This window comes from Deltaproteobacteria bacterium, assembly GCA_016709225.1.
Classification (GTDB): domain Bacteria; phylum Myxococcota_A; class Polyangia; order Nannocystales; family Nannocystaceae; genus Xiheibacterium; species Xiheibacterium phototrophicum.
Map to the genome: position 1 here is coordinate 3321128 of JADJEE010000001.1, position 14834 is coordinate 3335961.

12 protein-coding genes are annotated in these 14834 nt (G+C 72.5%); 2 read left to right on the forward strand and 10 right to left on the reverse strand.

Annotated features, from left to right (window positions below; translation table 11 throughout):
* Positions 1-55: 55 nt before the first annotated feature.
* Positions 56-562 carry a hypothetical protein gene (locus tag IPH07_13595; protein ID MBK6918425.1) on the reverse strand — a complete coding sequence of 169 codons (507 nt, stop codon included), beginning with the start codon at positions 560-562 and terminating at the stop codon, positions 56-58.
* Between the two features lie 155 nt (positions 563-717).
* Here IPH07_13595 and IPH07_13600 point away from each other — a divergent pair, with 155 nt between their 5' ends.
* A complete protein-coding gene (locus IPH07_13600; GenBank protein ID MBK6918426.1) occupies positions 718-990 on the forward strand; it encodes a hypothetical protein in 273 nt (90 codons plus the stop codon).
* A 261-nt stretch (positions 991-1251) separates the two neighbouring features.
* On the opposite strand, the gene IPH07_13605 is transcribed toward IPH07_13600, so the two are convergent.
* The 7 genes from IPH07_13605 to def form a co-directional block, all read right to left on the reverse strand.
* Entirely contained in the window at positions 1252-1797 is a 546-nt protein-coding gene (locus IPH07_13605) for a hypothetical protein (GenBank protein ID MBK6918427.1), read from the reverse strand.
* Between the two features lie 138 nt (positions 1798-1935).
* Positions 1936-3288, reverse strand: coding sequence for a hypothetical protein (locus tag IPH07_13610; protein ID MBK6918428.1), 1353 nt, complete (start codon positions 3286-3288; stop codon positions 1936-1938).
* A gap of 25 nt (positions 3289-3313) precedes the next feature.
* Positions 3314-5485 (reverse strand): protein kinase, encoded by a 2172-nt coding sequence (locus IPH07_13615; GenBank protein MBK6918429.1) that lies wholly within the window; start codon positions 5483-5485, stop codon positions 3314-3316.
* Between the two features lie 118 nt (positions 5486-5603).
* A complete protein-coding gene (locus IPH07_13620; GenBank protein MBK6918430.1) occupies positions 5604-6410 on the reverse strand; it encodes a hypothetical protein in 807 nt (268 codons plus the stop codon).
* A 176-nt stretch (positions 6411-6586) separates the two neighbouring features.
* The gene (locus IPH07_13625; protein MBK6918431.1) at positions 6587-8146 is read right to left on the reverse strand and encodes a hypothetical protein; all 1560 of its coding nucleotides are present in this window, start codon (positions 8144-8146) and stop codon (positions 6587-6589) included.
* A 60-nt stretch (positions 8147-8206) separates the two neighbouring features.
* Positions 8207-11680 (reverse strand): sulfatase-like hydrolase/transferase, encoded by a 3474-nt coding sequence (locus tag IPH07_13630; GenBank protein MBK6918432.1) that lies wholly within the window; start codon positions 11678-11680, stop codon positions 8207-8209.
* Positions 11677-12243, reverse strand: coding sequence for a peptide deformylase (gene def / locus IPH07_13635; GenBank protein MBK6918433.1), 567 nt, complete (start codon positions 12241-12243; stop codon positions 11677-11679). Before def ends, IPH07_13630 begins: the two co-directional genes overlap by 4 nt.
* 60 nt (positions 12244-12303) lie before the next feature.
* Between def and IPH07_13640 the strand changes: the two genes are divergently transcribed.
* Complete coding sequence (locus IPH07_13640; GenBank protein ID MBK6918434.1) at positions 12304-13467, forward strand: Mrp/NBP35 family ATP-binding protein; 1164 nt, start codon at positions 12304-12306, stop codon at positions 13465-13467.
* A gap of 24 nt (positions 13468-13491) precedes the next feature.
* Here the strand turns inward: IPH07_13640 and IPH07_13645 are convergent, their stop codons facing one another.
* Together IPH07_13645 and IPH07_13650 are read right to left on the reverse strand one after the other, a co-directional pair.
* Positions 13492-14118 (reverse strand): hypothetical protein, encoded by a 627-nt coding sequence (locus IPH07_13645; protein ID MBK6918435.1) that lies wholly within the window; start codon positions 14116-14118, stop codon positions 13492-13494.
* Complete coding sequence (locus IPH07_13650) at positions 14115-14765, reverse strand: RNA polymerase sigma factor (GenBank protein ID MBK6918436.1); 651 nt, start codon at positions 14763-14765, stop codon at positions 14115-14117. Before IPH07_13650 ends, IPH07_13645 begins: the two co-directional genes overlap by 4 nt.
* Positions 14766-14834 lie beyond the last annotated feature (69 nt).

The following is a 14834-nucleotide window of genomic DNA, read 5'->3' on the forward strand; positions in this document are numbered from 1 at the left end:
CACCGACGCTGCCAGCAACCGCCGACACGACGCAAGAAAGCGGCGGCCCCGTGCCTCAGCAGTTGAGCGTGACGGCGTGGGTGTGCCCGTCCACGCCGCCGGCCGCCGCCGAGACGATGACCTTGCCCTCGGCCAGCAGGGTCGCGAACGCCGATGCCGAGATCGCCACGTCGTGGGTGTGCGCGCCACCGGCGACGTAGCTCGCGTCCGCGGCGGCCATGACGTCGGCGAACGGCACCTCGAGGGTGTGGAAGTGGAGATCGAACATCGCGTCGGGATCGCCGGCGCAGCCCGCCGCTTGGCCGTCGCTGCTGCCCGAGTCGGCGCCGGTCGAGCTGTCGTCACCGGTGCCGGCGGTGGTCGACGCCGTGGTCCCCGCCGTGCTCGTGGTCGTCATGCCCGCGGTGCCGCTCGCCGTCGTCGCCGTGCCGCTGCTCCCCGAGCCGCTGTCGCTGCCGCCCGCGGTGTCGTCGTCACCATCGCTGGCGCACGCGGGACCGATCGCGACGGCGGTCGCTGCGAGGCCGAGGTGGAGGAACTGCTTGCGCGTGACGTCGACCATGTGGACCCCTGTTGCCCTTCGCGAGCGTGCGGCCATCAGGGTAACCGAGGGCTGCGTGCCCATGCGCCGGCACGCGACGAAATAGCCCCGGGCGGGCTCCAGTTCGCCCTCTCGCCGCCGCGCTCAGCTTCGCCGCGGCGGATTGGAAGCCGACCTTGGTTGGACCGTTCGTGCTCGGGATCATCGCGACCCCCTTCATCTTCGCCGGCTGGGTGATCAACCGCGTGCTCGAACATCGCATGCGCGTCCACCAGCTGCAGCGCGGGCTGCCGCCAGCGAGTCGACCACAGCTCGCCGCGGTCGCCGGCACGGCCGCGGTCCCACCGGAGCTCGAGCGCCGCATCGCGAACCTCGAGGCAGTGATCTGCGATCTCGACTTCGACCTCGCGCGACGGGTGCGCGAGACGTCGACCTCACGAGCTTCGTGAGCCGCCGGGCTTGCTCGGCGGCGCCGGCCCGCGGTTGCCCGGGCGCGCACGCGTACCTGCGCTGGCGCGCGCGGCTTCGGCGGTGAAGCTCCGTCGACATCCGCGGCACACGTGGCGGCGCGCGATCGGCTGGAACTGCACGCGACCGCAGTGGGGGCACTGCAAGCGCTGGGAGCCGAGCACGACCACGCGACCACGGTAGCATCGATCGCCGGCGGCCGTGGTCGCCGTCCTTTGCCCCTCGAAGCGTTCGCAGGGTTTTCAGGGGCCGCACAGCCCCCACTGCGTGGGCACGCAGAAGTTCCCGCTCGAGGTGCCCGAACCGTTCTCGATCGCCTGGCACACGACGCTGCCGTCTTGATTGCACGGGTCGCCGAGACCGACGTCGACGAACGACGAGCACGACGGCAGGCAGATGCACTCGCCGGTGTCGTCGAACACGATGTAGTAGCCGTCGACGCAGTTCTGCGGCGGGTTGGCGTCGCAGGCGTCGAGGATCGTGTCGCCGACGTACGGGGTCTTGCCGAGCGACCAGTCCGCCTCGCAGGCGTCGCCGGTCGGATCGCCCGAGGTCGAGCCGTCCGCCGAGCCGCCCGACGCGGACCCGCCCGACGCAGACCCGCCCGACGCAGACCCGCCCGACGCAGACCCGCCCGACGCAGACCCGCCCGACGCAGACCCGCCCGACGCAGACCCGCCCGACGCCGTCGCATCCGACGCAGAGCCGCTGTCGCCGCCATCGTCGTCGCCGCCGTCGTCGGCCTGACACGCACCGAGGCCAAGGCCCATCAGGACCGCCACTACCATCCATCCACATCGAGTCGTCATGTTCGCTTGTTCTCCGCTGACGGCGGCGCTCGCCGTTGTCCGTCGACGGCGCGACCGCCCGTCGGTCGCGATTTTTCTGCTGCCCCCGAGCACGCGCGCGCCTGCGCCCCCGCGGCGCTACCGCGGGGTCCGCTCGGCCGACGCCCGCAGCTCGAGCACCGCGGCCATCGCCTCGTCGCAGGTGGGGCGAATCTGCGAGGGCGGCAGCACGAACCCGCTGCCGCCGCGCGGGCGCAGCTCGATCGTGAACGAGAGCGCATCGGCCTCGCCGTACATCCAGTCGGTCATGGTGCCGGCCGCCGCGTAGAGCCGTGCACCGGCCTTGATCTCGTAGCGTTGACCATGGGCGGCGTAGATCGCCGAGGCCATGCGATCGGCGATGGCCGCAAAGCGATCCCGATCACGTGTGGGCGCAGCGGTGTGCGTCCACGGGTGCAGCAGCAGCTGGCCGTACGAGTGGAAGTCGACGTGCAGCGCGATCGACTCGCGGCGCACGAGGTCGCGCAACGCGGCGGTCTCGGGCTCCGAGAAGGCATACTCGCCGCGATACACCTGCGAGCGGCGATCACTGCTCGAGCCTGCGCCGCCGAAGGCGACCGAGAAGTTGCGGTTGAGATCGACCCCGAACGCGCCACGACGGTTCTTCCGCCAGTAGCGATCGGAGCTCCACGAGTACTGATAGCCATCGGGGTTCACGACCGGCACCACCCACAGCGCGGTGGTGTCGAGGAACCGCTGCAGCGCGGGGTCGCCCTGGCCCCGTGCGAGGCGCTCGGCGATGCACACCGGCACCGTCGCGGCGATCCACTCGCGCGCATGCTCGGCACCGTTGACCAGCATGTGCACGCCGTCGGCGTGGTTGCCCAGCCGCATGGCGAGCAGCGGCCGCCCCTCGATCGAGCCGCCGATCACCTCGAGCGCGACCCGCTCGGGGAACTCCGATGCCAGCTGCTCGAGGTGGGCGTGGATCGCCGTGAAGTCGTGGTACTCGGCGTACCAATCGGCCGGACGCTGGGCAGCGGGTTGCTGCAACCGCGCCCGCTCCTGCGCGGCAAGCTCGTCGATGTCGGCGACGAGCACCTCCCACGGCACCCCGGCGGCACCGAGTCGACGCAGCCCGTCGATGTCGACCACGATGTCGATCGGCTCGTCGGCGGCGGCCTCCTCACTCCACACGTCGAGCGCGATCGCCTGCACGAGCGCCGACTCGGCGGCGTCGCGGGGCTGCACGCGAACCGCCGCACGTCCGCCGATTGCGGTGGCCGACGCCATCGCGGGGACGGGCTCGTCGCTCGACGACGGGGCGTCGATGGTGCTCGCGGCGTCGAGCCATCGCGGCGGACCGTCGGGCTCGGCACAGCGGGCCACCAACGTGGCCGCGAACGCGATCGCCAGGATGCCGGCACCCCACGACCCATCGGCGTGGCGCGCTGCGCCGGCGAGACCCCTCGGGATGCGACGTCGATGCACGTCCCGACAGGGTAGCAAATGCGCGCTACATCTTGCTGGCGCGCGCGCCCGACTTGCCGACGATGAGCTTCCACTCGCCGCTCGAGCCGATGTCGACGCTACCGGCCGACTTCCACGGCGCACCGGGATCGGCGCGCCACTTCACGGCGTAGTGTCCCGCGGGGATGCGGGCGTCGTAGCGCGGGCGCACCGCAATCTCGCGCGCGCCGAGCTTGACGTCGGCGCCGGCCAGATCATCGGCCAGCCGGAAGTGCACCAAGACCGCCGGGCCCGCGGGCGCCGGCTCGGGCTTCGCGGGCTTGCTCGGTGTGACCTCCGGCTTGCTCGCAGGTCGCTTGGTGCTCGGCTTGCTCGGCTTGCTGGGGGTGACCGCCGGTGTCGGCTCGGGCGGCGGCGCCTCGACAGCGGGCGTCGGGGCCGGCGTTGGGGCCGGCGTCGGGGCCGGCGTCGGGGCGGCCGTCGGCTCGGCGGCCGCGACCGGCGGCACGACCTCGGCGGCGACTGGGTCGGCCGGCTTCCCAGGCGCGACCGCGGTCAGCTTCGGCCCCGCGTCGTCGGGCTCGGGCGCGGGTGCCTCGGGTGCATCCGCGCGCGGCGTCGTGGGCTTCGCCGCGACCGCAGCGCCCGTGGCCGCCGCATCCGACGACGGCCCCGGCATCACGAGCGCGATCGTGGTGCCGATGCCGATCGCCGCCACCAGCGACAGCCCGACGAGCAAGCCCCATGGTGTCCGACGACCGCTGGGCTCGCCACGCGGCAGATCGATCTGCGACACCGTGGTCTCGTGCATGCCGCGGGCGCCGGGCACCGCCAAGGCGCCGGGTGCGGTCTGACTGGCGGGGAAATCCGGTGAGGTGGTCGGACGCCCGTGGGCGCCGTCGCCCGCCAACGCGATGGTCGGGTCGACGACGCCGTGATCGGAGAACGGCAGCTCGCCGTGGCCGAGGATCTCGGTGCCCGCCGCACCCGTGCGACCGGTGCTCTGCGCGACGCCCCAGCGGGCCGCGGGCGCATCGAGCTCGCCGCCCACGCTCGGGGCGTGCCCGGCGACCCCGGTCGGCGCGTGCCCGGCCACTGCGCCGATCGGCGCGTTGGTGGTCGGCACCGTCGACGGCAGCGGACGGCCATCGGGACCGAGCTGTTGCTGTTGCTGTTGCTGTTGCGCGAGGCTGGCCATCAGCCCGGGCGGGAGCCCGGCCAGCCCCGAGAGTCGTGAGGCGCGGGCGTCGGCCGCAGCGGTCGCGTCGAACTCGGGACCGGTGCGGGGCCGCGCAACGCCGGTCGCGAGGCCACACAGCTGCGCGAGCTCGACCTTCATCTCCGCGTAGCCCGACCAACGCTTGAGCATCATCAGCGCCTCGTCGGCGCTCTGCGGTCGCGCCGCGGGGTCGGGTTGCAGCAACGCCAAGCGCACGGCGTCGAGCTCGGCTGGGACATCCGACACCGTGAGCGGCGGAATCGTGCCGCTCATCACCTGGTGATACAGCGAGACGTGGTCGTCGGCGTCGTAGCGGAAGACATTGCCGTCGACGAGCTCGTGCAGCATCGCGCCGACGGCGTAGAGATCGACGGTCGGCGCGTGCGAGCGTCCGCCCAGCTGCTCGGGCGGCATGTACCGCAGCTTGCCCTTGATGTGCAGGCCGGTGGTCTCTTCGCTCATGCGGTGCGCGATGCCGAAGTCCGTGACCTTCACGTCACCCGACACGCTGACCAGCACGTTCTGCGGAGAGATGTCGCGATGGACGATGCCGAGGGTCTGGCCGTCGTGGGTCGTGACGCGATGGGCGTAGGACAGGCCGTGCAGCAGCTGCCCGATGACGTAGGCGGCGATGCGCAGTCGCAGCACGGGATCACGCTTCTGCAGCAGCTGCATGTCGGGCAGCAGCTGCGCGAGGTCGACCCCGTCGACCCACTCCATCACCAAGTAGCTGCGGCCGTTGTCCTCGCCCTCGTCGAACACCTGCACGATGTTCGAGTGGGACAGCGGCGCCGACACCTGCGCCTCGGTCGCGAACATCCGCGAGTAGCGGTCGTCGCCGACGTACTGCGGCAGCACCATCTTCACCGCGACGAACTTGCCGGCGGTCGAGGTGGCGCGGCGGGCCACCCACACCTCGGCCATCCCGCCGCGACCGATCTCGCGCAACAGCTCGTAGCCGCCGACCACGTCACCGATCGCGAGGGCGTACGGTTGCATGCGGCCGAAGCCGGAATCGGGCGAGCTGCGTCGTGAAGGGTCCAAGGGGTGGTCTCGAGGAAGCGAAGGGGTCGGAGGTCGAGGCTAGCCGCACGCGTCGCGGGCCGCGATGGGAGCATCAGAAGCGCCGAGCGAGGCTGAGTCCGGCCATGCCGGGGCCGATCCACGGTGCGAAGGCGTTCGCGTCGCGCTTGCGCTGGCGCGAGGCACCGACGGCGGCGAGCACGACGCCGACGACCACGGTCGCACCGCCGGCGGCAGCGAGGCCGATGCCCGCCGGCCGCCAGTTCCGCAGCTTCAGCACGTTGTCGGGCGAGTCGGTGGCGTTCAAGGTCAACAACGCGACGCCGCCACCGAGCGCGCCCATGCCACCGGCGATGATGCCCACGCCCGCCCAGCCCATGCCGCCCAGCCGCGTGCGCTTGCCCGGACCACGTGCCGTCGAGGAGGTCGGCGGTGGCGTCGCGGTGGTGGCCGCCGGCGGCTTCGAGGGATTGGCCGCGACCGCCTGCTCATGGGCGCTGGTCCACTCGGCGAGGTAGCGCTCGAGCGCCTGCGCGGCGACCTCGTCCAAGTCGCTCTGCTTGGCGTCCGGTCCGGTCGACGCGCTGTGCGACGAGGCCGGCACGCCGTCGTGGGCATCGAAGGCGAGCTTCACCAGATAGTCGAAGTTCGCGGCGTCGCGCCAGGTCACATCGATGTGCACGTGGTCCCGCGGGAGCCCGTGCTTGGCGATCACCTCGGCGGCCCGCTTGGCGATGGAGCCGGTGAGCTCCGCGCGGACCTCGGGGTCGAGCGGCTCGAGCCCCGCGAGATCGACGTCGACCGGGACCTGTGCCGGTGCGGCGATCGTGATCGCCGTCGATGCATGCGCGAGCGCGGTGGAAGGGGTGGCGACAGCGACGAGGCAGAGCAGCGAGAGCATGGTGGTCAGCGTCCGGTGCCGCGCAGCGCAATCGACCTTCTCAGGTCGGCGCCTCGGCGGGCAACCACCGGTGTCGGACGCGGCGTCGCACCCGTTGCGAACCTGGCCCTGCGGTGCGTGTCCGCGCGCCTCCGAGGCCCCGTCGCCCGCCGCTGATCGTTCGGCCAATTCCGTCGTCACGGCTGGTCTGCCCCCGGGTAGCTCGCCGATCCCGGCACGTCGGGCCAGGGGTCGCGGTCGATGTCGATGCGGGGGTCGCCGGGGTCCCAGCGGCCGATGCCGTCGAGCGCCGAGCCACCGCCGCCCAGGCGGTAGTCGTGCTGCGGCCGGTTCAGGAACCACCCCGCGTCGAAGGTGAGCGCGCTGTTCTCGGTGCCGTTGGTCAGCGTGCTGTCGATGACGCTGTGATCGACCGCCGCATCGGCGCACGCGAACGAAGGCCCGCCGACCTCGTTGATGACGATCGAGCTGTGGGCCGAGACCTCGTACGCGCCCTCGCACACGACGTTGTCGTCGACGTTGTCGACCAGGGTCGCGAACCGGAGCGCGACCGAGGCGCCGTCGATCACCACGCCGCCGTCGGTGGTCATCGGGTCGTCATCGCTCACCGTCGCCGCGATGATGTCGCCTTCGAGATCGAGCTCGGCGCCGTTGACGGCCTCGAATGCCGCGCCGCGGAGCTCGAGGTACCGCGAGCGCCGCGAGATGATGCTGCAGTCGTCGGCGTGGACCCCTCGCAGGCCGTCGTCGACGCGCGCACGCGTCAACGCGATGCGACCGCCGTTGGAACACTCGACCGCCGAGTCGACGTTGCGTCGCACGCGGACGTTGTCGAGCATGAGCTCGTTGCCGCACGCGACGTTGATGGTCGAGGCGCCCGGCACCTCGGAGGTGTTGAAGATCGTGGTCACCGACGACTCGCCGAGCACCGCGACGTAGCGCACCGAGCAGCTCTCGAGGCGCAGCTTGCCGAACCCAGCCGCGCCGGCGTGGATGACCCCGGAGTCACCGGTGGCGATGCGATTGAGGGCGGCGTCGATCGTGCACAGCGGCGCGCTCGCGCTGCCGGACGCACCGTTGTCGCAGTTCTCGTCGTCGATCCAGACCTGGATCGCGTCGTCCATGCAGGTGCCGCGGAAGAGGTTGCACGCGGAGTCGGGGCAGTCGTCGTGGGAGGTGCAGCCGCCGCACGTGAACTCGGTGGTGCAGAACGGCGCATCTTCGCCGCACGCCGGCGATGGCGTGGCGTAGCACTCGACGCACGCGCCGGTGTTCGGATGGCACTGCGGCGTGCTGCCGGACGCGGCCGCGCAGGCTTCGTCACCGCCGGCGTCGGCACACCCCGCACAGCTACCGTCGACGCAGAACGGCAGCTCGGCCGGGCAGCCCGCGACCATGCCGCTGCCCTCGCAGTCGGGGACCGGCATGCCGGTGCTGCTGCCAGCCTCGGAGCTACCGGACCCCGAGCCGCTGGCATCGGTGCTCGAGCCGCTACCGTCCGCGGGGCTGGCGGCCCGGCACTCGGCCGTGATGCCCTCGGCCGTGCAACCGTCGGCCACGCGCGTGCATACGCTGCACTGGTACGCCGCGCCGAACAGTTGCTGACAGGCCGCGTCGCCGCCCCGATTCGCGCAGTGGGCGGGGTCGTCGATGAGACCGCAGGCCGCCGATACGGTCGACGCGAGCGCGCAGGCGATCAGTAGAGACGGGGACAAACGGAGGTTCGGGCCGGCCATGGCGCTCCTCGATGGGCACCGATGATACGACCGCGCACGTGCACGGCGCAACCGCAGCCGTCACGGCGCAGGCGCGCGGTGGAGATCGTGGTCCAGCACCGCACGTGCCGCCCACAGCTCGGCCGCAGCGTCGCGCACCAAGCCGTCACAGTCCTCGCGCGGGCGGGCTCGACCGTCGCGATCGAAGCAGCCGCCGCCCGAGATGTCGTCGCGGCCGCGTGCGAGCCACAGCCGGTCGTCGGCGATCGCCGATCCATCGGGCAACGCCACCACGCGCGCTTCGGCGGGCGCCAGCAGTGAACGCCCGAGCATCGTCGGCGCGGGCGCGATGCCCAGCAGGTCGAGCGCCGTCGGGGCCAGATCGATGTGCCCGCCGATGCGATCGTCGCGCCCCGGCGCCAGACCTGGCGCGAACACCAACGCGGGCACCCTGTGCATGCGCGTGGGTACGGTTGGGTCCCACGCGGTCGCGCCCTCGAGCGCGCGCAGCTCGGGGCTGTCGGGCAGACCCGCCACGTGATCGCCGTACACGATCACGACGGTGTGATCGGCGAGCCCCTCGGCGCGCAGGACCTCGAAGAAGCGCGCCAGCGCACGGTCGGCGTGGCGCATGCCCTGCAGGTAGTTGGCGAGCGCCGGCGACGACAGCGATCCCGTGTCGAGCTCGGCCAGCGCGATCGGGAAGTCGTCGTAGGGGTGGTGCAGGCTGAGCGTCACGAGGAAGCCGAAGAATGGCTGCGGCTCGCGGCCGTAGGCCACACCCATGCGCTCGAGGAAGGCGACGTCCGAGAGCCCCCACCCGACCAGCGGGCCGTCGCCGAGTTCCTCGCGGAACCACGAGTGCTGGAAGCCGTAGCGCGGGTGGATGGTCGCGCGGTTCCAGAAGCCGCGCGCGTAGGGGTGCGCCGAGCTGGTGGTGTAGCCGGCGTCGAGCAGCCGGTGCGCGAGCGTGTCGAAGCGGTTGTCGGCGCGCAGGAATGCCAACGAGCCCGCGCGCAACGGGTGGCTCGACTGCAGCACCGCGTACTCGGCGTCCGACGTGCGGCCCTGCGCGGTCTGATCGAACACGTGGGTGAACACCCGGGCGGTGCGATCGGCCCCGTGTGCGAACGGCATCACCGGCTCGCCCCCGATCTCGGCGTCGAGCACCCACGCCTGCATCGCTTCGACCTGGATCACGACCAGGTTGGCGCCGCGTGCCGACCCGCTCGGGCGTGGCCGCGCGTCCGCGCGCGCGTGCAGCCACTGCGCGAGCTCGCGGCGCTCCCCGGGTGCGAGCGCATCGACGCCGAGCCAGCGCGACAGCGTGCGCGAGAGCTCGAACGCGTGGGCGTTCCACAGTCCGAAGCGGCCGACGTTGTCGCGTTCGGAGAACACCCGCGCACCGATCGGCGAGTCGGCCAGCTCGCGCAGGGCGGCGATCGCCGGCCACGCGGCCACCAGCGCCAGCGCGCCCCAGATCACGCGGAGGCCCGCGTTCTCGCGTCGTGGGGGCGCGAGCGCGAACAACGACACCAGCAGCAACAGCGGCGTCAGCAACTGCAGGTAGGCGTCGTGCCAGAGCGAGAACACGGTCGCGTGCGCATCACCGAGGTGGTGCAGCGCGACCAGGGCGGAGCTCGGCACGATCGAGCCGAAGAAATCGAGGTAGCCGAGGTCCACCAGGGCCAGCGCGCACGCGAACACCAGCACGCCGGCCGCGACGCGTCGGCGCCACCGCGACGGCAGCAGCGGCAGCGGCAGCGCCCACAGCACCGCGCCGGACCAGGCGATGGTCTCGGTCCCCGCCCACGGCTCGATGCCGGCGAGATCGTCGAAGAGCTCGCCGATGAGGCCGGCGCCGACCGCCAGGTGCAGCGGCGCCCAGCCGACCGCGACCAACCCGACGAGCCAGTGCTCGCTCGCACTCCGGCGCACGAGCAAGCCCGCGATCACGAGCAGCGCGAGCGCGACGGTGCACACCACCAGGCCCCGGCGCAGCACGACGGTGCGCACCACCGGTGGTCGTTGCTGCGGCGGCGGATACCAGGCCACGTGCTCGCGCACCATCGCGAGCTCGAGCTGCCAGGGGCCCGGGCGGTCGGGCGCCCGCACGCGCACGTCGACCGCGAGCGACTCGCCGGGCGCGACCGCGTGGGGCAGCTCGGTGCGCATCGCCTCGCCGGGGGCGAGCACGCCATCACCATCGACGAAGCGATAGGCCACGCGATCGCCCTGGGCCGGCGACCAGGTGTCGGCGCCGTCGTTGCGCAGCACGGCGCGCACCGTCGTCGAGCGCCCCGCCCACGCACGCGTTGGCCACGCGATGGCCTCGATCGACCATGCGAACTGCGGCGGCCCCACCTCGAGCCGCACGCTGTCGTCCCAGCCCTCGGGGTCGTCGGCCGCGGGGCCGTACCAACGCACGTGCTCGCGCACCGGCTGCACGCGCAGGTGATAGCGACCCGCAGCGCCCGGCAGCTCGACGCGCAGCGACAGCTGCACGAGTTCGCCGGGCTCGACCGTGTGGGGCAGTGGCGTGCGCACACCCTCGATCGACAACGGCCGCTGCTCGGCGTCGAAGAGGCGGTAGGACAGCGCGTCGCCGTCGGCGCTGCTCCACGTGCGCTCGCCGTCGTTGCGCACGACCACCTCGATCGATGCGGCCGCGCCGGCGAAGCCGCCCAGCTCCGCGGGCAGCTCGCGCTGCAGCGACCACGCCAACGCCGGCGCATCGGCGACCAGCTCCGTGCGAGCGTCGCCCTGCCGCGGCGCACCGAACCACGCGACCTCTTCGCGCACGGGCTCCCAGACCAGCCACGCCGCACCGGTGAACGGCGGCAGCTCGACCTCGGCCGAGAGCTCGACCTGCGCACCGGCCGGCAGCGCCGGCAGCGGCGTGCGCACGCCCTCGTGCACGAGCTCGCGACCATCACCGTCGTATACGTGATAGGCGAGTGCGTCGCCGAACGCCGCCGACAGCGTCGCGCAACCGTCGTTGCGCACGACCACCCGCGTGCGCGTGCGCTCACCCGCGGGCGCTGCGACGGGATCGGCCTCGACGATCGAGAAGCCCAGCGACGGCGCACCTGCGACGACCTCGACGGCCACGCGCGCGTGGCCGATCGCGCCGCTGGGATCGGGGAACCACCGCACGCGATCGCGGACCATCGCCCACACCAGCGTGTAGCGGCCGGGATCGGCGGGTGCGTCGACCCGCACCTGCAGCTGCGCGGTCGCACCGGGCAGCACCACGCCGACGATTCGCGTGCGTCGCCCCTCGCGGACGACCTCGCGGCCGTCGGCGTCGAGCCAGTGGTACGCCAGTCGATCGCCGAGCGCGGCCGACCACGGCAGTGCACCGTCGTTGCGCAACGTCAACGCCACGCGGGTGCGCTCGTCGACGCACAGTCGCGACGGAAGCTCGTGGCGCTCGACCGCGAAGCCGAGCGTATCGTCGGCCCGCGCCGGGGCGGCGACCAGGAGGACCAGCAGCCAGCCGAGCGCCCACGCCAGCGCCCGCGCGACCGCGGCTCCGCGGCCGCCCGCGTTCACGCGCCGACCGGGGCGCCCTCGTCGACGACCGCATCGCCGTCGCCGTCGCCGTCGTTCTGGGAGTGCCAGCGCTTCATCTTGCGCTTGATCATCTCCTTCTTGACCAGCCCGACCATGTCGACCAGCAGGCGACCGGTGAGGTGGTCGAGCTCGTGCTGCAGCGCGCGCGCGAGCAGGCCTTCGCCCTCGATCTCGAACCACTCCCCGTGGACGTCCTGGGCGCGGAACTTCACCCACCGCGGACGCTTCACCTCGACGAACACGCCCGGAAAGCTGAGGCAGCCCTCCTCGGAGATCGAGATGCCACGACCGCCCTCGACCAGCTCGGGGTTGACGAACGCGACCGGCTCGTCGTCCTCGCGGCCGGCGACGCGGCCGTCGATGAGGAACACGCGCTCGAAGCGACCGACCTGGATCGCCGCGATGCCGGCCCCATTTTGCGCGAACATGGTGTCGGCGAGGTCGCGCACGAGCTCGCGCAGGCCGTCGTCGAACTGCTCGACCGCGACGGTCGGCTCGCGCAGCCGCGGATCGGGATACTTGACGACGTCGAGCACTGCCATGTCGCGAGCCTTTCTCGGATACCTGACGCGAGGGTAGCTTGTGGCGCCCCTCGGTGCTACATGTGCCGCGCCTTTCGGGGGCCGCCGCCTCGCGCTGCGTGCGTCCCCGCGGGCGAAGGTCCACGCGCCATGAGCAGCCTCACCGAACAGATCCGCGCCGCACTCGCAGAGGTGACCGACCCCGCGTCGGGCAACCGCATCGTCGCGAGTGGTCAGCTCGCCGGCGTCGAGGCGGACGACGCCGCACGCACCGCGAAGCTCGTGGTGCAGCTGATCTCCCCGGGTTACCCGCGACGCCCGGAGCTCGACACCGCCATTCGTGGCGCGCTGGCACAGCTCGCGCTCGATGGGCTGTCGATCGAGTGGACCCTGCGGGTGCCGTTCAAGCCCGCCCGCGCCGATCTCGCGCGGCTACCGACCGTGAAGAACATCATCGCGGTGGCCGCCGGCAAGGGCGGCGTCGGCAAGAGCACGGTGAGCGTCAACGTCGCGATGGCGCTGTCGAAGCTCGGCGCCAGCGTCGGCATCCTCGACGCCGACATCTACGGCCCCAGCGTGCCCAAGATGCTGGGCGTCGCGCAGAGCGAGGCGACCACCGCGGAGGCTGGCGGCGGCATCGCGCCGGCGCGCTACCGCGGCATGCCGGTGATGAGCGTCGAGTACTTCGTGGAGCCCGGCAAGGCCGTGATCTGGCGCGGCCCCATGATCCACAAGCTGCTGACGCAGTTCCTCGAGGACGTGCGCTGGGGCGAGCTCGACTACCTGATCGTCGACCTGCCACCCGGCACCGGTGACGCCCAGCTCTCACTGTGTCAGCTGATCCCGATCACCGGTGCGATCGTGGTGACGACCCCGCAGGAGGTCGCGCTCATCGACGTGCGCAAGGCCATCGACATGTTCGGCAAGCTCGAGGTGCCGGTGCTCGGCGTGGCCGAGAACATGAGCCTCTACTGCTGCCCATCGTGTGGTCACCGCGCGGAGATCTTCGGCGCCGGCGGCGGTCGGCGACTGGCGAGCGAGTTCAACGTCGAGCTGCTGGCGCAGATCCCCATCGAGCCCCGCGTGGCCTATGGCGGCGAGAGCGGCCGGCCGGTGGTCGAAGACGATCCCGAAGGCGAGGTCTCGCGGGCGTTCTTCGAACTCGCGGCCCAGGCGGCGATGGCCGCGAGCGTGCGCAGTGCGACCGGGCCCAAGCGCAGCAGCCTGCTGCGCACGGTGCAGTGAGGTCGCGGGTTCGCGGGCCGTCGTTCACACCGCGGCGAAGCCCGGGCGCGCGCGGCCGCGACGGGCGCGAACCCACACCGCCACGACGCCCGCGAGCACTCCCGCCGGCAGCCAGTGCCCCAGCACCACGTGGGTCCACGCATCGAGCGGGCACACCCAGGTCGCGGTGAGGAACGCGGTCGCGGCGACCGCGAACGCCAGCAAGGTCGGCGCGGCACGGCTGCGGTCCGGCGCAGCCGCGCCGGCGAGCACGAGCGATGCGGCAGCGGTCAGCCCGGCGAGGCCGACGAGCAGTCCGCAATCACCGAAGATCGCACCTGCGTGCAGCGGCGCGACGCCACCGGTCGCCGCCAGCGTCAACGCGATCACCGTGCCGACGATCATCGTCGTGCGCACTGCGGCCGCGGGGTGCCACAGACCGAGTGCGAGCAAGGGCAGCGCCGCGAGGGCGACCACCCAGCCCGCCAGCTCGAGCGCGACACGCCAGCCGCCGCGCGTCCACAGGTCGGCCCGCGGGTGCACCATCGCGAGCAGGGCCGCGATCGCAGCCAGCTCGATCACCGTCCACACCCCCCAGGCCCGCCAGCGCCGACGCCAGCGACACTGCAGATCGGCGGTGATGGCCGCGATCGTGGGCGAAGGCTCGCTCACGTCACGTCTCCCTTCGTCGCGACCCCGAGCAGTCGCGCGAGCGCCCGATAGGCGCGATGTGCCCGCACGCGGGCGGCCGTCTCGCGCACGCCCAGGCGCGCCGCGATGTCGCGAAACGACATGCCCTGCAGCTTGTGCAGCGTGATGAGCTCGCGCTGCCCCGCGGGGAGTTGCGCGAGCGCATCGTCGAGGGTGTCGATCGCGGCGCTGCGACCATCGGCCTCGATGCGGTCCTGCTCGGGATCGCCGAGCGCGGGCAGGCTCGCGAAGCCGGTGTCGTCGGTCGGCACCATGCGACGCCCCGACTCGGACAGCCACGCCCGCGCGACGTTGCGGGCGATCGTGCAGTACCACGCCAGCACGGCCGCACCGGCATCGGGCGCGGGTGGCTCGAAGCGGGTGCGCGCGAGGTGGGCCCGCATCATCGTGACCTGCAGCAGATCCTCGACGCTTGCGCCGACGTCGGCGACCCCGCGAATCGCCGCGCGCACCCGCGGGGCCACGATGCGGTGCAGCTCGACGAAGGCTGCGGGGTCGTCATCCGCGTAGCGGCGCATGAGCGCCGCGAGCTGACGGATCTCGCCCTCGGCCGTCACGACGAACCCACCGCGCCAGGACTGTGCGCCGCCACGGACACAGTCTGCCATGCCCGCCGCAGTCATGGGCCCCTCGCGTCGTGCGTGCGCACCACGCCTCCCCAACTGCCCTGGGCACCC

Bases quoted from the DNA above. Each gene is read 5' to 3' on its own strand.
- IPH07_13640 (MBK6918434.1), top strand. From the start codon at position 12,304: ATGTGCCGCGCCTTTCGGGGGCCGCCGCCTCGCGCTGCGTGCGTCCCC.
- IPH07_13615 (MBK6918429.1), bottom strand. From the start codon at position 5,485: ATGCAACCGTACGCCCTCGCGATCGGTGACGTGGTCGGCGGCTACGAG.
- IPH07_13605 (MBK6918427.1), bottom strand. From the start codon at position 1,797: ATGGTAGTGGCGGTCCTGATGGGCCTTGGCCTCGGTGCGTGTCAGGCC.
- def (MBK6918433.1), bottom strand. From the start codon at position 12,243: ATGGCAGTGCTCGACGTCGTCAAGTATCCCGATCCGCGGCTGCGCGAG.
- IPH07_13625 (MBK6918431.1), bottom strand. From the start codon at position 8,146: ATGGCCGGCCCGAACCTCCGTTTGTCCCCGTCTCTACTGATCGCCTGC.
- IPH07_13620 (MBK6918430.1), bottom strand. From the start codon at position 6,410: ATGCTCTCGCTGCTCTGCCTCGTCGCTGTCGCCACCCCTTCCACCGCG.
- IPH07_13650 (MBK6918436.1), bottom strand. From the start codon at position 14,765: ATGGCAGACTGTGTCCGTGGCGGCGCACAGTCCTGGCGCGGTGGGTTC.
- IPH07_13595 (MBK6918425.1), bottom strand. From the start codon at position 562: ATGGTCGACGTCACGCGCAAGCAGTTCCTCCACCTCGGCCTCGCAGCG.